This window comes from Curtobacterium sp. PhB146 (genome assembly GCF_004342995.1).
In the GTDB taxonomy this organism is placed as follows: Bacteria; Actinomycetota; Actinomycetes; order Actinomycetales; family Microbacteriaceae; genus Curtobacterium.
Window position 1 is genome coordinate 698,665 of the sequence record NZ_SMBN01000001.1, and the last position, 19,634, is coordinate 718,298.

General features: G+C 70.8%; 19 protein-coding genes and 3 tRNA genes. 9 read left to right on the forward strand and 13 right to left on the reverse strand.

All coding sequences use genetic code 11. The features are described from left to right. Positions 1-76 precede the first annotated feature (76 nt). Complete coding sequence (locus tag EDF33_RS03460; protein WP_132099290.1) at positions 77-3,649, forward strand: bifunctional proline dehydrogenase/L-glutamate gamma-semialdehyde dehydrogenase; 3,573 nt, start codon at positions 77-79, stop codon at positions 3,647-3,649. A 15-nt stretch (positions 3,650-3,664) separates the two neighbouring features. On the opposite strand, the gene EDF33_RS03465 is transcribed toward EDF33_RS03460, so the two are convergent. Genes EDF33_RS03465 through EDF33_RS03480 form a run of 4 tightly spaced genes read right to left on the reverse strand, consistent with a single transcriptional unit; the run spans position 3,665 to position 5,807 of the window. Continuing rightward, positions 3,665-3,862 (reverse strand): hypothetical protein, encoded by a 198-nt coding sequence (locus EDF33_RS03465; protein ID WP_123339214.1) that lies wholly within the window; start codon positions 3,860-3,862, stop codon positions 3,665-3,667. 10 nt (positions 3,863-3,872) lie between these two features. Continuing rightward, complete coding sequence (locus EDF33_RS03470) at positions 3,873-4,415, reverse strand: dihydrofolate reductase family protein (RefSeq protein WP_123294528.1); 543 nt, start codon at positions 4,413-4,415, stop codon at positions 3,873-3,875. Positions 4,416-4,473: 58 nt separating this feature from the next. Beyond that, positions 4,474-4,815, reverse strand: a complete 342-nt coding sequence (locus tag EDF33_RS03475) for a hypothetical protein (protein ID WP_131880896.1) — start codon at positions 4,813-4,815, stop codon at positions 4,474-4,476. Beyond that, positions 4,812-5,807: an SDR family oxidoreductase gene (locus EDF33_RS03480; protein ID WP_132099291.1), complete on the reverse strand. Its 996-nt coding sequence runs from the start codon at positions 5,805-5,807 to the stop codon at positions 4,812-4,814. Before EDF33_RS03480 ends, EDF33_RS03475 begins: the two co-directional genes overlap by 4 nt. A gap of 99 nt (positions 5,808-5,906) precedes the next feature. On the opposite strand from EDF33_RS03480, the gene EDF33_RS03485 reads away from it, so the two are divergent. Next, a complete protein-coding gene (locus EDF33_RS03485) occupies positions 5,907-6,527 on the forward strand; it encodes a hypothetical protein (protein WP_132099292.1) in 621 nt (206 codons plus the stop codon). Positions 6,528-6,539: 12 nt separating this feature from the next. On the opposite strand, the gene EDF33_RS03490 is transcribed toward EDF33_RS03485, so the two are convergent. The 4 genes from EDF33_RS03490 to EDF33_RS03505 are packed head-to-tail and all read right to left on the reverse strand — an operon-like array spanning position 6,540 to position 8,988. After that, positions 6,540-7,313, reverse strand: a complete 774-nt coding sequence (locus EDF33_RS03490) for a DUF2071 domain-containing protein (RefSeq protein ID WP_207906623.1) — start codon at positions 7,311-7,313, stop codon at positions 6,540-6,542. Further along, on the reverse strand, positions 7,310-8,143 hold the full coding sequence (locus EDF33_RS03495) for a nitroreductase family protein (RefSeq protein WP_132099293.1): 834 nt from the start codon (positions 8,141-8,143) through the stop codon (positions 7,310-7,312). Before EDF33_RS03495 ends, EDF33_RS03490 begins: the two co-directional genes overlap by 4 nt. Positions 8,144-8,165: 22 nt before the next feature. Next, positions 8,166-8,540: a hypothetical protein gene (locus EDF33_RS03500; protein ID WP_132099294.1), complete on the reverse strand. Its 375-nt coding sequence runs from the start codon at positions 8,538-8,540 to the stop codon at positions 8,166-8,168. Between the two features lie 10 nt (positions 8,541-8,550). Beyond that, positions 8,551-8,988, reverse strand: coding sequence for an Lrp/AsnC family transcriptional regulator (locus EDF33_RS03505; protein WP_111083794.1), 438 nt, complete (start codon positions 8,986-8,988; stop codon positions 8,551-8,553). 246 nt (positions 8,989-9,234) lie between these two features. On the opposite strand from EDF33_RS03505, the gene ddaH reads away from it, so the two are divergent. Continuing rightward, positions 9,235-10,137 carry a dimethylargininase gene (ddaH, locus tag EDF33_RS03510; protein ID WP_123339207.1) on the forward strand — a complete coding sequence of 301 codons (903 nt, stop codon included), beginning with the start codon at positions 9,235-9,237 and terminating at the stop codon, positions 10,135-10,137. Then, positions 10,137-11,366, forward strand: coding sequence for an ornithine--oxo-acid transaminase (gene rocD / locus EDF33_RS03515; RefSeq protein WP_132099295.1), 1,230 nt, complete (start codon positions 10,137-10,139; stop codon positions 11,364-11,366). Before ddaH ends, rocD begins: the two co-directional genes overlap by 1 nt. A 133-nt stretch (positions 11,367-11,499) precedes the next feature. Here rocD and EDF33_RS03520 read toward each other — a convergent pair whose 3' ends face one another. Beyond that, the gene (locus EDF33_RS03520; protein WP_131880907.1) at positions 11,500-12,492 is read right to left on the reverse strand and encodes an NAD-dependent epimerase/dehydratase family protein; all 993 of its coding nucleotides are present in this window, start codon (positions 12,490-12,492) and stop codon (positions 11,500-11,502) included. Between the two features lie 342 nt (positions 12,493-12,834). Between EDF33_RS03520 and EDF33_RS03525 the strand changes: the two genes are divergently transcribed. Beyond that, entirely contained in the window at positions 12,835-13,845 is a 1,011-nt protein-coding gene (locus EDF33_RS03525; protein ID WP_132099296.1) for an aldo/keto reductase family protein, read from the forward strand. A 68-nt stretch (positions 13,846-13,913) separates the two neighbouring features. Here EDF33_RS03525 and EDF33_RS03530 read toward each other — a convergent pair. From EDF33_RS03530 to EDF33_RS03540, 3 genes are all read right to left on the reverse strand, one after another. Then, a tRNA-Phe gene (locus EDF33_RS03530) sits at positions 13,914-13,986 on the reverse strand. 1 nt (position 13,987) lies between these two features. Continuing rightward, positions 13,988-14,064: transfer RNA gene (locus tag EDF33_RS03535), tRNA-Asp, on the reverse strand. 53 nt (positions 14,065-14,117) lie between these two features. After that, a tRNA-Glu gene (locus EDF33_RS03540) sits at positions 14,118-14,190 on the reverse strand. Positions 14,191-14,448: 258 nt separating this feature from the next. On the opposite strand from EDF33_RS03540, the gene EDF33_RS03545 reads away from it, so the two are divergent. Both EDF33_RS03545 and EDF33_RS03550 read left to right on the forward strand, forming a co-directional pair. Further along, positions 14,449-15,726 carry a M23 family metallopeptidase gene (locus EDF33_RS03545; RefSeq protein WP_132099297.1) on the forward strand — a complete coding sequence of 426 codons (1,278 nt, stop codon included), beginning with the start codon at positions 14,449-14,451 and terminating at the stop codon, positions 15,724-15,726. Between the two features lie 33 nt (positions 15,727-15,759). After that, complete coding sequence (locus EDF33_RS03550) at positions 15,760-17,214, forward strand: NlpC/P60 family protein (protein WP_132099298.1); 1,455 nt, start codon at positions 15,760-15,762, stop codon at positions 17,212-17,214. A 201-nt stretch (positions 17,215-17,415) separates the two neighbouring features. On the opposite strand, the gene EDF33_RS03555 is transcribed toward EDF33_RS03550, so the two are convergent. After that, on the reverse strand, positions 17,416-17,907 hold the full coding sequence (locus tag EDF33_RS03555) for an inorganic diphosphatase (RefSeq protein WP_123294540.1): 492 nt from the start codon (positions 17,905-17,907) through the stop codon (positions 17,416-17,418). A gap of 64 nt (positions 17,908-17,971) precedes the next feature. On the opposite strand from EDF33_RS03555, the gene tilS reads away from it, so the two are divergent. Both tilS and hpt read left to right on the forward strand, forming a co-directional pair. Then, the gene (tilS, locus tag EDF33_RS03560) at positions 17,972-18,991 is read left to right on the forward strand and encodes a tRNA lysidine(34) synthetase TilS (RefSeq protein ID WP_132099299.1); all 1,020 of its coding nucleotides are present in this window, start codon (positions 17,972-17,974) and stop codon (positions 18,989-18,991) included. 9 nt (positions 18,992-19,000) lie between these two features. Then, positions 19,001-19,552, forward strand: a complete 552-nt coding sequence (gene hpt, locus EDF33_RS03565) for a hypoxanthine phosphoribosyltransferase (protein WP_111086933.1) — start codon at positions 19,001-19,003, stop codon at positions 19,550-19,552. The last annotated feature ends 82 nt before the right edge of the window (positions 19,553-19,634 follow it).

Sequence of the window (19,634 nt, forward strand, 5' to 3'; positions counted from 1 at the left end):
CATCCCCCAGGACGGTTCCGAGCCGACGTGCGGCGCGCTCCAAGGTGAGGTCGGAGGTGCGGCATACGATCGGAGCATGCCGAGCGCCCGCCTCCAGGACTGCACCGACGACGCCGTTGCGCTGGTCCGCAAGTGGCTGGCGGCGTCCGCCGGGGCGAAGCCGGACGCCGGTGCCGCCCGTCTCGCCGAGGCCCTGCGCGACGAGCGTGGCCTCGACTTCACGCGCAGCTTCGTCGACAAGGTCATCCGCCCCGAAGACCCCCGGGTCGCGGCCCGCAACCTCGAGCAGGTCAGCCGCGACGTCCCTGACTTCCTCGCCTGGTACCTGCGCGGCGCGGTGACGCTCGGCGGCGGGTTCGCGACGATGGCGCCGTGGGCGGTCATCCCCACCGCACGGCGGATCCTGCGTCGGATGACCGGCCACCTGGTGATCGACGCGAGCACGGCGAAGCTCGGTCCGGCGCTCGCCAAGGTCGGTGGGCCGGGCACCCGGCTCAACGTGAACCTGCTCGGCGAAGCCGTGCTCGGCAGCGCCGAGAGCGACCGCCGGCTGCAGGGGACGATGGACCTGCTCGCCCGCGACGACGTCGACTACGTGTCGATCAAGGTCAGCTCGGTCGTGCCGCAGATGTCGATGTGGGCGTTCGACCAGACGGTCGAGCGGATCGTCGACCGGCTCGTGCCGTTGTACCGGCTGGCGGCGGCTCCGCTGGCGTCCGGCGGCCCGGCGAAGTTCATCAACCTGGACATGGAGGAGTACCGCGACCTCGACGTCACCCTCGCGGTGTTCCGGACCTTGCTCGACCGTGACGAGTTCGCGGGGCTGCAGGCCGGCATCGTGCTGCAGGCCTACCTGCCCGATGCCGCGGGGGCGCTCGAGTCCCTGACGACGTGGGCGCAGGAGCGCCGGGCCCGTGGTGGAGCGCCGATCAAGGTGCGGCTCGTCAAGGGCGCGAACCTGGCGATGGAGCACGTCGACGCGATCGTGCACGACTGGCCGCTCGCGACCTGGGGCAGCAAGCGCGAGACCGACTCCGCCTACCTGCGGATGCTCGACGCCGCGCTGACCCCGGAGCGCACCGACGCCGTGCGCATCGGGGTCGCCGGGCACAACCTGTTCGACCTGGCGACCGCGTGGGTCCTCGCCCAGCGCCGCGGGGTGACCGACGCGGTCGACGTCGAGATGCTGCTCGGCATGGCATCGACGCACGCCGACGCCGTCCGCGCCGACGTCGGACAGATCCTGCTCTACACACCCGTCGTCCAGCCGGACGAGTTCGACTCCGCGATCGCGTACCTCGCCCGCCGCCTGCAGGAGAGCTCGAGCCCCGAGAACTTCATCGCCGCGGCGTCCGACATCGACCACGACGCCAGCGTGTTCGACCGCGAGCACGGCCGGTACCTGGCGTCGGTCGCGGCGCTCGACCAGCCGGTGCACGCGACGCACCGCACCCAGGACCGCCACCGGGCGCTCGGCGAGCCCGTCCTGCGCGACGCGTTCCGGAACGCCCCGGACACCGACCCCGCCGTCCCCGCCAACCGTGCGTGGGCGCTCGACGTCCTGCGCCGGGTACCGCGCTCGCAGCTCGGCGCGCAGACGATCCGCGGGGCCAAGGTGGCCGACCGCTCCAAGCTCGAACGGATCATGGCCCGCACCGCGCAGGCCGGCGTCAACTGGGGGCGGCAGGACCCCTCCGACCGTGCCGAGCTCCTCGACCTGATCGGGCACGAGCTCGAGACCCGCCGCGCCGACCTGATCGAGGTGATGGCGGCGGAGACCGGGAAGACGTTCTCCGAGGCCGACACCGAGGTCACCGAAGCCGTCGACGCCGCCCACTACTACGCCGAGCGCGCCCGCCGCCTCGGCGACATCGAGGGTGCCCGCTACGTCCCGCCACGCCTGACGGTCGTCGTGCCGCCGTGGAACTTCCCCGTCGCGATCCCCGCCGGTGGGGTGCTGGCGGCGCTCGCCGCGGGCAGCGGAGTCGTGCTCAAGCCGGCACCCGAGGCGAAGCGCAGTGGTGCGCTGCTGGCCGACGTACTCTGGGACGCCGGCGTGCCGCACTCGTTGCTGCAGCTCGTCGACCTGGCCGAGGACGAACTCGGCCGTGACCTCGTCGGACACCCCGCAGTCGACCGCATCATCCTGACCGGTTCGGCCGACACCGCGCGATCGTTCCGCTGGTGGCGCGCCGGTCTGCCACTGAGCGCCGAGACGAGCGGCAAGAACGCGATCGTCGTCACGCCGAGCGCCGACATCGACCTCGCGGTGCAGGACATCGTGCAGTCCGCCTTCGGCCACGCCGGCCAGAAGTGCTCGGCGGCGTCCCTGGTCGTCCTGGTCGGCACGGTCGGCGAGAGCGAACGCTTCCGTCGGCAGCTCGTCGACGCCACGCGCACGCTCCGGGTCGCCTGGCCCGACGACCCCACCGCCCAGGTCGGCCCGGTCATCGCCGAGCCCGAGGGCAAGCTGCGGCAAGGGCTCACCGAGCTCGGGCCGGGGGAGTCCTGGCTCGTGCAGCCGACGGCCCTCGACGACTCCGGGCGGCTCTGGTCACCCGGCATCCGTGACGGCGTCCGGCCGGGCAGCGACTTCCACCAGATCGAGTACTTCGGTCCGGTGCTCGGCATCATGCGCGCCGAGACGCTCGAGCAGGCGATCGCGATCCAGAACGGCACGGACTACGGCCTGACGGCGGGGATCCACTCGCTCGACGCCGACGAGGTGGCGGACTGGCTGGCGAGCGTGCGCGCCGGCAACCTGTACGTGAACCGCGGCATCACCGGTGCGGTCGTCGGCCGGCAGCCGTTCGGCGGCTGGAAGCGGTCGTCCGTGGGCACGGGCACGAAGGCGGGCGGACCGATGTACGTCGCGACGCTCGGCCGGTGGGAACCGGTCCCGCGCACGGTGCACAAGAGCATCCAGCTGCACGGTCTCCCGCCGCGCGTGACCTCGGTGATCGAGGCCGCACGCAGCGGCTTGTCGTTCGAGGAGTTCGACCAGGTGCGGGCCGGTGCGCTCAGCGACGTCCGTGCGCGCGAGGAGCTGTACGGCGGCTCGCACGACCTGTCGGGGCTCGTGGTGCAGCGGAACGTGCTGCGCCACCGACCGCAGTCCGTCATCGTGCGGCAGGCCGAGGACGCCTCGGCGGGCGACCTGGTCCGCGCGCTCGTCGCTGCCACGGCTGCACGCGCCCACGTCCTGCTCAGCACCGCCCGCCCGTTGCCCGGCCCGCTCAGTCAGCTGCTGGCCTCGAGTCGGTCGCCGCTGGACGTCGTCGACCACCTGGTCGAGTCGGACCAGGACTTCCACGCCCGCGCGTCGTCCGGCGCCGTGTTCCAGGCGAACTGGACGAGCGGTGAGGACGACGAACCCGTCGACGCACTCGGGGACATGCTCGCGCAGGGGCAGGACCGACCCGTGCACACGGCGTTCGGCGGCCCCGGGGCACGGATCCGGCTCATCGGTGGCGATGCCCTGGCGCTCGAGGAAGCCCTCGGGGCGAGCATCGACGTCGCGATCCACGACGCGCCGGTGGTCGAGGCCGGGTTGATCGAGATGCTCCCGTTCATCCGTGAACAGTCGGTCTCGATCACCGCGCACCGGTTCGGGGACGTCGACGCGGACTTCGCTGACCTGCGCGTCTGACGTCCCCGGCTCGGGTCAGTCCTCGGTGTCGCCTGCTTCTTCGTCCTCGACGCCGGTCTCGTCCATCCGGTCACGCAGGTGGTCGGCCATCGCTCCGGCGCCCTCGCCGTGGTGGTCGTGGTCGACCTGTTCGATCAGGCCGTGCAGCTTCTCGTGGTTCGTGGCCTCGTTGGCGCCGTCCATGACGGGCTCGGTCTGCTCGTTGTCGCTCATGGCTCGGACGCTACGCCGGGGTGGCTGCGGACCGGTAGTGCAGCTCGACGGCACCGCCGGTGAACGGCGTCGTCCCGACCAGCTCGAACACCGGGGTCGGTGCCGCGACCGGTAGCAGCGGCGCACCGGCGCCGAGCGCCACCGGCATCACGGTGACGCGGAGCTCGTCGAGCAGCCCTGCTTGCTGGTACTGCGCCGCGAGCAGTCCGCCGCCGACGACCCAGACGTCGCGCTCGCCGGCGGCCCGTTCGAGGTCGGCCTGGTGGTCCGCGACCTCGCCCGACACGAAGTGCACGTCGGCGCCGTCCGGCACCGGCAGGTCACGCGTGGTGAACACCCACGTCGCCAGGTCCGGGTACGCCCACGTGTCGTCGTGCTCGAGCAGCCACTCGTACGTGGTCGAGCCCATGACGATCGCGCCGATGCCCGCGAAGAACCGGTCGTGGTGCTCCTGGAACGGCTCGAAGCCGAACTGCAGCAGCCAGTCGAGGTCGTCGTCCGGTGCAGCGACGAAGCCGTCCAGCGAGGACGCGACGGAGTAGGTGGTACCCATGCCCCGGACGCTACCGAGCACCCCCGACAGATGTCAGCGCCGCCCGCCGTCAGCGCCGTCAGCGCCGGCTGCCCCGACCGACGACGGCGACCTCGGCGACGGTGAGCACCGTGGCGATCCACACCTGCTGCAGGGCGAACCCGCGGCGTCGTGGGTCGAGGGCGAGCGGCATCATCGTCACGCCGTGCACCGCGTCGACGGCGGCGCTCAGCGTGTGTGCGTTCCCGGTGCCCGTGCGTGCGACGAGGGCGGCCTGCACGAGCTGCCGGACGCCGAGCACGCCGTGCAGCACGGCCTGGTCGCGACCACGAGCCGCTCGGCCCAGGTGCCACAGGCCGAGTCCGGCCCGGCACAGCTCGACGACGGCTGCACCCCGCACCGACGATCCGTGGCGGCTCATCGTCGTCGTCCGGCCACGAGTGCGACGGCCCCGGCCGCGCCGAGTGCCGCCCCGATGATCCCGTTGCCGATCCGTCGGTGTTCCACCCACCAGGTCTGCGGCGACCAGGCGTGCGCGGACTCGTCGAACACACCGTGCGCGCCGTGGTCGCCCGGCACCGGCTCGTACAGGTTGTCCTGCAGCTCCTGCCCGTCCTTGTCGGGCGCCTGCTGCCCGGAGACGAGCGTCTTGGCGGCGTACCAGTCGGCGAAACGCCCGCTGATCCGGTTGCCGAGGATCGTGTAGACGGTCGACTCGCCGACCCAGGTGCGACGGCGCGGCCGCTCGGCCACGGCAGCGATCGCGCGGGCACCGACCTCGGGCTGGAAGATCGGGGCGACCGGCTGCGGGTGGTGCGGCAGCTTCGACTTCACCCAGCCGAACTGGATCGTGTTCAGGGCGGGCATGTCGACCCGCGACACCTTCACCTTGCTGCCCTGTTCGAGCAGCTCGGAGACGACGGACTCGGTGAACCCGACGATCGCGTGCTTCGCGCCGCAGTACGCGGCCTGCAGCGGAATGCCCCGGAAGCCGAGTGCTGAACCGACCTGGACGACGTGCCCCTGGCCGCGGGGCACCATCCGGGAGAGCGCGGCACGGGTCCCGTTGACGAAGCCGAGGTAGGTGACGTGCAGCGCTCGCTCGAAGTCCTCGGGCGCGGTGTCCAGGAACTTTCCGAACACCCCGACCATCACGCCGTTCACCCACAGGTCGATTGGCCCGAGTTCCTGCTCGACGCGGTCGGCCGCGGCCTCGACGGCCTCGCGGTCGGACACGTCGGCGACCAGGGCCAGCCCGCGACGCCCCGCGGCCTCGACCTCGGCGACCGCGGCGTCGACGCCGTCCCGTCCACGGGCGAGGACGGCGACGTCCCACCCCCGCGCGGCGAGCTCCCGGACGGTCGCACGCCCCAGTCCTGCGGATCCACCGGTCACCACTGCCACTCGAGTCATGGCTCACTTGTACCTGCGACCGACCCTGCACCACTCAGCCGCTGTCCCCCGGAGTTGCCGTACCGAACCACGCACCCACCGATCGGACATCATGGCCAGGTGGAGACCCGAGACCCCGATACCGACGACCCCGCAGAGGAGGCGCCGCCCGGTTGGGTGCTCAACACACCGACCCGGCCGCTCGAGGTCTGGCTGTACCCGGTCCTCGTCCTGCTCCTCGCTGCCGCACACGTCGCGCTCGGCGTCGCCTTCGGTGGTGCGTTGGCGCTCGTCGTCGGGGTGTCCGCCGCGGTGGTGACGACCGCCGGTGCCGTTGCCCTGTTCGTGACGGGTCGGCACGCGTACGACGAGCAGAGCCGTGACGCCTCGTGGCGGTGCCACGTCACCCGCGTGGTCGTGGCGGTCGGGAGCGTCGGCATCGTTTCGGTCACCACCCTGACCGTCGGGTTCCCCTTCGGCGCCCTGTTCGGTGCGGTCGCCGGCGTCCCGACGGCGTTCCGCTTCGCTCGCTCCGTGCCGCGGATCGATCACCTCGTCGTCGCGTGGACAGCACTCGCGGTCGCCGTGTGCTGCGTCGTCCTGGCGGTCCTCGGCCTGACGCTCGCTGATCTCCCTGACTACCGGAGCACCTTCTGGACGTTCGGCGCTGCCTTCGCGGTGATCAGCGTCGCGGTGGCCGTGCACCAGTTCGTCGTCGCGCGTCGGTCACCCCACGACTGACACCCGGCGGCCTCACCGCCCCCGACCGAACCGCGTCGTGACCCCCGCCGAGTAGAGCACCGAGTCCGGCTCGAGCTCCGTCAACCCGAACGGCAGCCCCGCAGCGCCGACCAGGTCGTCCCGCAACGACACCACCGAGGCCCGGTGCAACGGCCACGCGTCGTGCTCGTTCGGCCAGAACCGGGTCCGCCCGGCCCGGTGCACGTGCATGCCCCACCGCGCGGTCAGGAACGTCTCGAGCAGCCCTGGCTCGTCCAGTACCTCGCCCACGCGGACGTCGAGCATCGACCGCAGGTGCGTCCCGTGCCGCCGCATCGCGTACCCGACGCGGCCGTCGCCGCTCCGCGACTCGGCGTCCGCCCACCAGTAGGGCAGTCCGGTGGCCACGCGTGCGCCGAGGGTCGGCAGCAGCTTGCCGGCGTCGAGCGACAGGAACACGACACCGTGCTGGCCCTGCTCGTCGACCGTGTAGACGCGGACGTTCACCTCGACGAAGTCGCCGATCGAGCCGGTCCGCCCCAGCGCCCCGAGGGGCGGGAACCGGGTGTCCTCGAACCGGAACCCGATGAGGCCCACCCAGGTGGTCACCCCGTCGTCCGTCCCGTCGAGCGCCATCGTGTCGGGTCGCGTTCCGGCTGGCAGCAGCGGGGCCACCGCCGACACGTCGACGCGCCAGTGCACGAAGACGACGTCGAGCCAGTCCTGCGAGATCCAGGGGCGGCCCGGCAGGCCGGGGGCGGTTCTCGGGAGGCCCGGGGCACTCTGGGTGGGTCGGGTGTCGGTCACGATGTGGTCGCCTCCGGTTCGATGTGGCCCGCGACGGGCGCGTCGTCCCACCCCTGCTGCGGGGTGTCGCAGGTGCCGCGGAACACGTACTGCGATGGCCGCTTCCGCTCGCTCGACGTCCAGTCGATCGCGGGGCGGCGCCGTTCGGGCGGTAGGTACCCGATCCGGTAGACGGCCATGAGCTCGAGCGACTCGGGCACCCGGAGCAGCCCCTCGATCTCCGCCCAGGCGCCTGGCGTCTCCATCGGGAAGGACACGAACTGGATCCCCAGCCCGAGCTCGGTCGTCGCGAGCCAGATGTTCTCCATCGCCGCGCCCATGCTGAACACGGAGTAGAAGCCGGACAGCTCCTGATGCCGGTACTCGTGGCGGTCGAGCATCACGCCGAGCAGCAGCGGCGACCCGGCGACGAGCTTCCGGTTCTCCTCACCCAGGCTCTGCGGCACGCGGAGGGTGTTCATGAGCAGCTGCCCACGCTTCGTGAACACCTGCTTCGTGAACGGCCGGAGCGGCCCGGGCAGCTTGTCGAACAGCATGCCGTCGCGCCGCTCGTCCATCTCGGCCTTCGAGAACCGGAAGTACGGCTTGTACCGCTCGAAGAACGTCCCCTCGGCCATGGTGCGGGTCATCGAGCTGCCGCTGATCGCGGCGACCCGGTCGATCGTGTCGCGCTCCTCGACCAGCACGAACCGCCACGGTTGGCTGTTCAGCTGGGACGGGGCCCGGCCGGCGAGCTCCATGAGCAGCCGTTGGTGCTCCTCGGACACCGGGTCGGGCAGGAACGCCCCGTTCGTGGTCCGTCGGCGTCGGATGGCCTCGAAGAGCTCCACTGCTTCCCCTCGTGTCTCGTCGTCACGGTCGACGCCGCACCAACAGCGCCCCCAGGTAGGACGGCGCAGCGGCCACCGCGATCTTCCAGTGTGCTCCGGAGCGCGGGTTCGTGCGGGGCGCGAGCGCGAGCGGGACGAGTGCGGGCAGCAGGAACAGCGCCGAACGGTCCCGGGTCCACAAGGGCGTCGTCGCGGCGGCCCCGGTGAGCGTCGCCGTCACGACGAACAGGCCGTGGTGCACGACGCGGAGCTTCCTCGTCCGGATCAACCGGACGGCGACGGCCGTGCCCCAGAGGCAGTTCGCGACGTAGGCGAGGCCCGCAGCGGTGACCAGCCGACGGGCGGGACGCGATCCCGTGGGCGGTGATCCGCGCCTCCCGGTCGTGTTCCGTGCCATCTGCCGGACGTTACGCGGTGTCGCGACTGACCAGCTTGGAGAGCACGATCGCGGAGCGGGTGTGGTCGACCTGGGGCGCGAGACGGACCTTGTCGAGCGCCTCCTCCAGCGCGGACAGGTCCTTGGAGCGCATGTGCACGACGGCGTCGGCGCTCCCCGTGACCGTGCCGGCGTCGATGACCTCGGGCACGGTGTCGAGCAGCGCACGGAGCTCGTCGGGGGAGACGGTGCCGCGGCAGTACAGCTCGACCCAGGCCTCGGTGCCGCGGTCCTCGACGGCGGGGTCGACCTTGATCGTGAAGCCCTGGATGACACCATCGCCGACGAGTCGGTCGACGCGGCGCTTGACGGCCGATGCCGAGAGTCCGACCACCGACCCGATGTCGCCGTAGCCGGCGCGGGCGTTGTCCCGGAGTTGATCCAGGATGCGGTGGTCGAGCGAATCCATTGCACCCATCGTACGCGGACTTCTTGCGAGGTCGGCGGTTCGGACGCACGAAACGTGCGTCACCCGAACGGGTGCCACGGCGCTTCGCTCCCGGTACTGCACTTGCCGGACGGTCTGTGTCAGGATCGACGTGGCGTCGACCTGGTCCGCTACGGCGAGTGAGCCTGCATCTCGCCGGAGCACCTCTCCTTCGTTCCGTTTCGGTTCCTGGCAGGCTCGGGCCCCGGTCCCTTCTCAGGAGGACTGATGTCGAACACCGCACCCTCGACCACCGATGCACCGGCCCGTACCGCCACCAAGCGGACGATCCTGATGTGCAAGCCGGACTTCTACACGGTGAGCTACCGGATCAACCCGTGGATGCACCCGGAGGAGCCGACCGACACGTCGAAGGCCGTCGCCCAGTGGCAGACGCTCGTCGACGTGTACGAGCAGCTCGGCTTTGACATCTCGTACATCGACCCCATCGACGGCCTTCCGGACATGGTCTACGCGGCCAACGGCGGGTTCGTGCTCGACGGCATCGCCTACGGCGCGAAGTTCCAGTACCCCGAGCGCCAGCCCGAGGGCCCCGCGTACATGGACTGGTTCCGTCAGGCCGGACTGACCGTCGCCGAGCCCGAGCAGACCAACGAGGGCGAGGGTGACTTCCTGCTCATCGGAAACACCATCTTCGCCGGCACCGGCTTCCGGTCGGACAGCACCTCCCACGACGAGCTCGCGACGATCTACGGCCGTGAGGTCGTCACCCTGAAGCTCATCAACCCGAGCTTCTACCACCTCGACACCGCCATCGCCGTGCTCGACCCGGAGCCCGACGCTTCCGGCCGGTCGAACATCGCGTACCTGGAGAGCGCCTTCGACGAGCCGTCGCTGGCGATCCTGCGCGAGCGTTTCCCCGACGCGATCATCGCGACGGAGGAGGACGCCGCGATCCTCGGCCTGAACTCCTACTCCGACGGGTACAACGTCGTGATCGCCGCCCGGGCTGTTCGGTTCGCGGAACAGCTGCGCGAGAAGGGCTACAACCCGATCGGCGTTGACCTGTCCGAGCTGCTGCTCGGCGGTGGCGGCGTGAAGTGCTGCACGCTCGACCTGCACCCGGTCGGCACCGGCACCTCGGTCGCGCGTTCGCTCGGGGTCAGCTGATGTCGGCGGCAGCGTCGCTCGGGGTCAACACCGCGGCGGCGCTCGCCGTCGAGGACCGCGCCCTCGCGCACAACTACAGCCCGCTGCCCGTCGTCATCGCGTCGGGTGCCGGAGCGACCGTCACCGACGTCGACGGCAAGCAGTACCTGGACGGCCTCGCCGCGTACTCGGCGGTGAACTTCGGCCACGGCAACCCGCGGCTGCTCGACGCCGCCCGGGCGCAGCTCGACCGGGTGACGCTCACGAGTCGTGCGTTCGTGAACGACCAGCTCGGGCCGTTCGCCACGGCACTGGCGGCGTTGACGGAGACCGAGATGGTCCTGCCGATGAACACCGGTGCCGAGGCCGTGGAGTCCGCGATCAAGGTGTCCCGCGCCTGGGGCTACCGCGTCAAGGGGGTCCCCGCGGACCGCGCGACGATCATCGTGGCGTCCGGGAACTTCCACGGCCGCACCACCACGATCATCTCGTTCTCCGACGACCCCGACGCGCGCAACGACTTCGGTCCGTACACCCCGGGGTTCCGCACGGTGCGGTACGGCGACGCCGCTGCCCTGCGCGCAGCGATGGACGAGACCGTCGTCGCCGTGCTGCTCGAACCCATCCAGGGCGAGGGCGGCGTGGTCATCCCGCCGGCGTCGTACCTCCCGGAAGTCCGGGAGGTCTGCGACGAGTTCGGTGCGCTGTTCATCGCCGACGAGATCCAGTCCGGCCTCGGACGCGCCGGCCACACGCTCGCCGTGCAGCGCGTCGGGGTCCGCCCGGACCTCATCACGCTCGGCAAGGCACTCGGCGGCGGCATCGTGCCGGTGTCGGCAGTGGTGGGCTCGCGCAATGTCCTGGGGGTCCTGCGTCCCGGCGAGCACGGTTCGACGTTCGGCGGCAACCCGCTCGCTGCGGCCGTCGGCGCCGAGGTCGTGGCGATGCTCCGCGAGGGCACGTTCCAGCAGCGCGCCCTCGACGGCGAACCGTTGCTGCGCGGGCTGCTCGACGACCTGCTCGGCAAGGGGGTCGTGTCGCACCGCGTCGCCGGACTCTGGGCGGGGATCGACATCGACCCCGCGCTCGGCACCGGCAAGGAGATCTCGAAGGACCTGGCCGACCGCGGGCTGCTCGTGAAGGACACCCACGGTTCGACGATCCGCTTCGCCCCGCCGCTCGTCGTCACCGACGACGAACTGCGCACGGCGATCGGCACGCTCGCGTCGGTCCTGGCCGCGCGCGCCTGAGCCGCGCGCTCGGCGCCGCGCGCTCGGCGCCGCGTGCTCGGCGCCACGCGCTCGGCGCCGCGCGCTCGCTTCGTGAGCAGAAATGGTCGGGTCGCCACACGGCACCCGACCATTTCTGCTCACCAAGTGCGGCTCACACCGCCCAGCGCGCCGCCAACTCGTCCATGAGCGCATCGAGCCGCTCGTCGACGACCTGCGCGTCGGGGTTGGCCTCGAACCAGGCGATGACCTCGCGCACACCCTGCCGGTAGGGCGTCCGCGGCCGGTACCACGGCACGAGCGACCGGACCTTGCTGTTGTCGAACACCGAGCTGTTCGCCTTGTCGCCGAGCAGCGCCGCACCCCACTCCGGGTCCACGGCGTTGATGGCGTCCGCCGGCACGTGCACGACCTGCAGGTCGGACACCCCCGCCGCCGCCGCGATCTCGTGCGCGATGGCGTTCCACGTCGGCGCCTCGTCGCTCGTGATCGTGAAGGCCTCACCGATCGCCGACGCGTTGTCGAGCAGCCCGGTGAACCCGACCGCGAAGTCACGGCTGTGCGTCAAGGTCCACAACGACGTGCCGTCACCGGTGATGATGATCGGCTTGCCGGCGCGCATCCGCGCCACCGCAGTCCAGCCACCGGTGAGCGGCAGCTTCGTCTCGTCGTAGGTGTGCGACGGCCGCACGATCGTCACCGGGAAGTCCTGCTCCCGGTACGCCTCCATCAGCAGTTCCTCGCACGCGATCTTGTCGCGCGAGTACTGCCAGTACGGGTTCTTCAGCGGCGTCGACTCCGTGATCGGCAGGTGCGTCGCCGGCGTCTGGTAGGCCGACGCCGAGCTGATGAAGACGTACTGCCGCGTCCGTCCCGCGAAGAAGTCGATGTCGGCCTGCACCTGGTCTGCCGTGAAGGCGACCCAGTTCACGACCACGTCGAAGTGGCGATCGCCGAGTGCGTCCGCCAGGGTGCTGCGGTCCGACACATCGGCCTGGAGGCGCGTCACACCCTCCGGGATCGGCCTGCCCCCGGTGGTCCCCCGGTTCAGGACCGTGACGTCGTGGCCCTGTTCGGTCGCCTCCCGCACACAGGAGGCGCTGATCACGCCGCTCCCGCCGATGAACAACACGCTCGCTCCGGTCATGGATGCTCCCTCGCTCTCCGCGGCGCAGCCCTGCGCCGAACCCCTCCGATCCTGCACCTCCTTGTCGGAGCGGGCGCGGAGAACGGCGCGGAGCCGAGTGGCCTGTGTCCTACAGCGAGGTACTTGGAAGAGCAACTCGATGAGTCCATGGGCCGTAGCCCTGACTACTTCAGCTGTGACAATTTCCATCATCTTTTCGAGGTCCATACCGATCATGTGCCCGGTTCCTCGAAAACCGCGGACGTGTGGTCGGGGGAGGACCGCTGTGCTTTGGCTCCGACCTGGGGACTACCGTCACGGGTCGAGCCGCACCGACGCGGCCACGACAGGAGTGACACGCACATGGAGTACCGCTACCTCGGCAACTCGGGCCTCAAGGTCTCCGAGATCACCTACGGCAACTGGCTCACCCACGCATCCCAGGTCGAGAACGATGCGGCCATCGCCTGCGTCAGGGCCGCCCTCGACGTGGGCATCTCGACGTTCGACACCGCCGACGTCTACGCCAACACCGGCGCGGAGACCGTCCTCGGCGAAGCCCTCAAGGGGGAGCGTCGCCAGTCGCTCGAGATCGCCACGAAGGTGTTCGGGCCGACCGGGCCGAAGGGGCACAACGACACCGGGCTGTCTCGCAAGCACATCCTCGAGTCGATCGACGGTTCGCTCGGCCGCCTGCAGACCGACTACGTCGACCTGTACCAGGCGCACCGCTTCGACCACGAGACGCCGCTCGAGGAGACGATGCAGGCCTTCGCCGACATCGTGCGCCAGGGCAAGGTCCTGTACGTCGGCGTGAGCGAGTGGACCGCGGAGCAGCTCCGTGCCGGCGCCGCGCTGGCCAAGGACCTCGGGTTCCAGCTCATCTCGAACCAGCCGCAGTACTCGGCGCTGTGGCGGGTCATCGAAGAAGAGGTCGTGCCGACCTCGAAGGAGCTCGGCATCTCGCAGATCGTCTGGTCCCCGATCGCCCAGGGCGTGCTGACCGGCAAGTACAAGCCGGGTCAGCCGCTGCCCGAGGGGTCACGCGCCACCGACGACAAGGGCGGAGCGGACATGATCAAGCGGTTCATGCGCGACGAGGTGCTGTCCTCGGTGCAGGAGCTCGAGCCGATCGCGAAGGAGCTCGACCTGTCGATGGCACAGCTCGCCGTCGCCTGGGTACTGCAGAACGAGAACGTCGCGAGCGCCATCATCGGGGCGTCGCGTCCGGAGCAGGTGCACGACAACGCCGGCGCTGCCGGTGTCACGATCCCGGCGGAGCTGCTCAGCCGGATCGACGATGCCCTCGGTGCCGTGGTCGAGCGTGACCCGGCGAAGACCAACGACAGCAGCCCGAAGACCCGCGAGGCCTAGCGCCGACCCGGGCCAGACGGCTCAGACAACGGAAAAGGCCCCCTGCCGAAGCAGGGGGCCTTCACCGGTGGCTGGACACGGCATCGATCCGTGGACCTTTCGATTTTCAGTCGAACGCTCTACCAACTGAGCTATCCAGCCGTGGCGACCCTGACGGGACTTGAACCCGCGACCTCCGCCGTGACAGGGCGGCACGCTAACCAGCTGCGCTACAGGGCCATGTTGAATTGCTGTGGTGTTGCTCAGTACTACTTGCTCGCTCACTCGGAGAGTGACCCCAACGGGATTCGAACCCGTGCTGCCGCCGTGAAAGGGCGGTGTCCTAGGCCACTAAACGATAGGGCCGCAAGTGGTGCTTCGCGCTACCGATGGACAAGCATACGGATGCCCCCGGGGGTTCGCAAATCGGGCCGCGTTCCCGCGGAATCCCCGGCGTGTCGCGCCCGCCCGGCACCGGGTGTCGAGGTTGCGGTGCGAGCATCGTCGTCGGCTCCACGCCCCTCGTCCGAGGGGCTGTGGGGTTGCGACACCTGTTGTTACTGTTGCGTCTGTTAACAGTGTTACGTGCGTGAGCCTTGCCGCGCTGTTACGAAATCGAGATACATGTCGACCTCACCTTCGCTCTCCCTCCGCAACCGCAGCCGCCTCGTCGCCGCCGCGGTCGCTGTCGTGCTCGCCGGAAGCACCCTCGCGGTCCTCGCCCCGGCGACGTCGGCCAGTGCCGCGAGCTACCCGAGCTGGTCCGAGGTGCAGAAGGCCAAGTCCTCGACGAGTGCCCAGCAGGCGAAGGTCACCGAGATCAAGTCGCTCATCTCGACCCTGAAGTCCGAGGCCGCTGCGAAGCAGAAGGCCGCACAGGCCGCCGGCGAGGCCTACCAGGCGGCACAGAACAAGTACGACGAGGCGACCCTCGAGCAGAAGACGCTCCAGTCCCAGGCGGACGACGCCGAGCAGACCGCCGCACAGTCCGAGGAGCAGGCCGGTCAGCTCGCCGCGCAGCTCGGTCGGGCCAGCGCCAACGACGTGACGACCGACATCCTCACGCACCCCTCGGACTCCGGTGACCTGCTCTACGAGCTCGGCGCCATGTCGAAGCTCAGTGAGCAGGCCGACGGCATCTACTCGCAGGCGTCGCAGGACCGGGGCACCGCGCAGGCGCAGGCCGACAAGGCGGACAAGGCCAAGGCGGCGCTGGGCGACCTCGCCGACGCGGCCCAGTCGAAGATGCAGCAGGCGCAGGGTGCTGCCGACGCGGCGCAGACCGCCGTCGACGCCCAGAACGACAACGAGTCGCGGCTCGAGGCCCAGCTGACGGCCCTCACCACGAAGCAGCGCGGTGTCGAGGCCGACTACCGCAAGGGCGTCGCCGCCGAGAAGGCCCGGCAGGCCCGCATCGCCGCTGCTGCGGCCAAGGCAGCCGCGAAGGCCGCGGCGACGAGCCAGGGTGGTACCGGTGGCGGGACGGCCAACTCTGCTGGGTGGGTCCGTCCGGCCGGCGGCTTCCAGACCAGCGGCTACGGCATCCGCGTCGACCCGTACACGCACTACACGGCACTGCACGCCGGGGTCGACCTCGCTCCCGCCTGCTACGCCCCGATCTACGCGGCCCACGACGGCACCGTGACCTTCGCGGGCAACGGCGGCGGCTACGGCAACGAGGTCATCCTCGACAACGGCGGCGGCATCTCGACGGCCTACGGCCACATCGTCGACGGCGGGATCATGGTCGCCAGCGGCCAGCACGTCACCGCCGGGCAGCAGATCGCCAAGATCGGTTCGACCGGCTGGTCGACCGGGTGCCACCTCCACTTCGAGACCCGGGTCAACGGTGCTGCCGTCGACCCGGTCCCCTTCATGGCAGCGCGGGGGATCTCGGTATGAGCATCAGCGCAGCCGGGATGCGTTGACCCCGCCATGACCCTGTCCACTCGCTCGTTCTCCTGCGGGATCGCCACCGTCGCCGTGCTCGGCATCGGACTGTCGGTCGTCATCGCCGGACCCGCCCAGGCCGCGCCGTCGGCACCGTCCTGGGACGACGTCAAGGCCGCGAAGTCGGATGCCGCCGACGCGCAGCAGACGGTGGACGAGCTGAGCGACCGGCTGACCTCGCTGCAGACCGCCGCGGACCGCGCGGGCATCGTCGAGCAGCAGGCCGGGCAGGCGTACGCCCTCGCCGCCTCGCAGCAGCAGGAGGCGAAGGACACCCTCGCCGACCTGTCCGCGCAGTCGAAGCGGGCCAAGGGCAAGGCGGACGACTCCGCGGGCCAAGTGGCCGCGCTCGTCGTCGAGCTGTCCCGCACGGGCGGCGGCGACCTGTCGACGACGATGCTCACGGACGCCTCGGACTCCGGCGACCTGCTCTACCGCGTCGGCACGATGTCGCACCTGTCCGAGCGATCGGCGACGATCCTGGCCCAGGCCCGCTCCGACCAGAAGACCGTGGACTCGCTCGCCGACCAGCAGTCCGTGGCCACGACGGCACTGAGCAAGGCGACCGAGGCGACGAAGACCGCCTTCGCCACCGCCAACGACGTCTCCGCCGACGCCCAGGCCCGGGTGCAGAAGCAGCAGGACCAGCAGGACGAGGTCCTCCGCCAGCTCGCGTACCTCAAGGGCACGAGCGTCTCAACGGAGAGCGCGTACTGGAGTGCGCAGCAGGCCAAGGCGGCCGAGACCGCCCTGGCGGCCCAGACGAGCAGCAGCGGCACCGGCACGGCCAGCGGCAGCGGCGCGAGCGGCACCAGCACCGACAACGGCACCAGCAACGGCAACGCCTCGACCACCAACCCGAGCGCCGGCGGCGGTAGTGGCAGTGGCACGACCACCCCGTCGCGCCCGAGCACCCCGTCGAAGCCGAGCACGCCGGCGGCTCCCGCTCCCGCTCCCGCCCCGGCTCCCGCCAAGCCGAGCACGCCGACGCCGTCGAAGCCGAGCACCCCGGCGCCCAGCACTCCGGCACCCGCCCCGAGCAGCCCCTCGAAGGCGGACGGTGCGATCTCGTACGCCCGCGGGCAGCTCGGGAAGCCCTACGTCCTCGGTGGTGCCGGCCCGAGCACCTGGGACTGCTCCGGCCTCGTCATGATGGCCTACAGCTCGCAGGGCATCGCGACCGGCGGCCACAACGTCGTCTGGCAGTACAACTACTTCGGCTCGATCGGCCGTCTCGTGCCGCTCTCGCAGCGCCAGCCCGGCGACATCCTCTTCTACTCGTCGAACGGAACCGCTTCCGGCGGTTACCACGACTCGATCTACACCGGCAACGGGATGATGGTCGAAGCGGCCCGACCGGGCGTCGGTGTGGTCGAGCGGGCGGTCTGGACGCCGAGCCAGCTCCTGCCGTACGTCGCCCGCCCGAGCGGTTCCCTGTAGCCCGCAGCCCGGTCTTTCCCAGAGCGGCTGCGGTAGCAAGCGGGATCGGGCATACCTGCCCGGATCAGAGCACCAGGTACGCCCGTTCCCACCAGGTACGCCCCCGACCCCTCCCGACCCCGCCCGGCAAAGCAACCCCGGACACAGAACGGCGCCCGCCCTCCGGATGGAGAGCGGGCGCCGTTCTGTGCCAGAGGAGCGTCAGTGACCAGCGGGCACGTAGGCCTTCTGGCCGGCCTGCACGATCGCCTCGGCCTCGGCGGCGTCGCCCCAGCCCTCGGCCTTGACCCACTTGTTCGGCTCGAGGTCCTTGTAGCGCTCGAAGAAGTGCGCGATCTCGGCCTTCGTCTGCTCGTCGACGTCCGAGATGTCCTGGATGTGCGTCCAGCGCGGGTCCTTCGCGGGGACCACGAGGACCTTCTCGTCCTTGCCGGCCTCGTCGCTCATCTTGAAGACGCCGACCGGACGGACCTTGACGCCCACGCCGGGGAACGTCGGGAACTCGAGGAGCAGCAGCGCGTCCACGGGGTCGCCGTCGTCAGCCAGGGTCTTCTCGAAGAAGCCGTAGTCGGTCGGGTAGACGAACGACGTGAACAGCACGCGGTCGAGGTAGACACGACCGGTCTCGTGGTCCACCTCGTACTTGTTGCGGCTGCCCTTGGGGATCTCGACGACGACGTCGTACGCGGCCATGTCTGTACTCCTGGTGTGTCGGTGGGGCTGTCGGTGGTCCCGAGAGCGCGGCTAACGTTACCGGGTGAACTCTCCGCGTCCCCGGCTGGACCCTGCCGTCGCCGAGACCCGCCTGGCGGTCCGCGACCTGCTCGCCACCGCGCTCGACGACGGCGTCGTCACCGCGGGTGACCTCGTGCTGGTCGCGCTGAGCGGCGGACCGGACTCGCTCGCGCTCGCCGCGGCCACCGCGTTCGAGGCGGGCAAGCAGGGGCTCCGAGCCGGGGCAGTGGTCGTCGACCACGCGCTCCAGGCGGGCTCCGAGGCGGTCGCGAGCCGCGCCTCCCGGCAGGCATCCGAGCTGGGTCTGGACCCGGTCGAGGTCCGCAGGGTCGCGGTCGGCTCCGACGGTGGTCCGGAGGGCGCCGCCCGGGAGGCCCGCCACGCGTCGATCGCCGAGGTCGCGTCCGCCACCGGGTCGCCTCTCGTGCTGTTGGGACACACCCTGGACGACCAGGCCGAGACGGTGCTGCTGGGCCTGCTGCGCGGCAGCGGGCCGGACAGCCTGTCCGGCATGCTGCCGCTCGCACGGCGCGACCAGGGGCCGGCCTACGGCCGCCCGCTGCTCACCGTGCGTCGGCACGCCACGCGGCAGGCGTGCGCCGCCGCCGGGCTGGCGCCGTGGCACGACCCGCAGAACGAGGACGCGGCGTACGCCCGTGTCCGCGTGCGGAACACCCTCATGCCGGTGCTCGAGGGCGAGCTCGGTGCGGGGGTGCCCGAGGCGCTGGCGCGGACGGCCGACCAGCTGCGCGAGGACTCGGCGGCACTCGACCACTTCGCCGAGGAACTGGCGGAGGACATCGCCGAACACTCCGAGGCCGGCATCTCCCTGTCCGTCCGGGCGCTCGGGGCGAACCCGCCGGCGCTCCGGCAGCGACTCGTGCGCCTGGCGGTGGAGAGCGAGTTCGGCGTGACGCTGTCGCGCGTGCAGACGCTCGAGGTCTGTCGGCTCGTCACGGAGTGGAGCGGGCAGGGGCCGATCGACCTGCCGGGCGTCCGGGCGTCGCGATCCGGTGACCGCCTGTCGTTCAGTGCCGGTTAGGCTGGACCGGTGGAACTCTCCGACGTCCAGGCAGACCTGTCCGAAGTCCTCTTCACCCCCGAGCAGATCGACGACAAGCTCGCCGAACTCGCGGCGGTCGTCGACGCCGACTACGCGGGCCGCGACCCCCTGCTCGTCGGTGTCCTGAAGGGTGCCGTCATGGTGATGGCGGACTTCTCGCGGCACCTCAAGATGCAGGCGCGGATGGACTGGATGGCGGTGTCGTCGTACGGCTCCGGCACGAAGTCGTCCGGTGTGGTGCGGATCCTCAAGGACCTCGACACCGACCTGCACGGCCGCGACGTCCTCATCGTCGAGGACATCATCGACTCCGGTCTGACGCTGTCCTGGCTCAAGCAGAACCTGCAGTCCCGCGGTGCCGCGAGCGTCGAGATCGTCGCCCTGCTGCGCAAGCCCGAGGCCGCCAAGGTCGAGGTCGACGTCAAGTACGTGGGCTTCGACATCCCCGACGAGTTCGTGGTCGGCTACGGCCTCGACTACGACGAGCGCTACCGGAACCTGCGCGGTGTCGGCGTCCTGGCGCCGCACGTGTACTCGTAACCCGTCCAGAGGGTACTTGCCTCGGGTTGAGTTCGCCCGCAGAGGACACCCATTCTCGCCACAGAATCGCGGCCGTATGCTG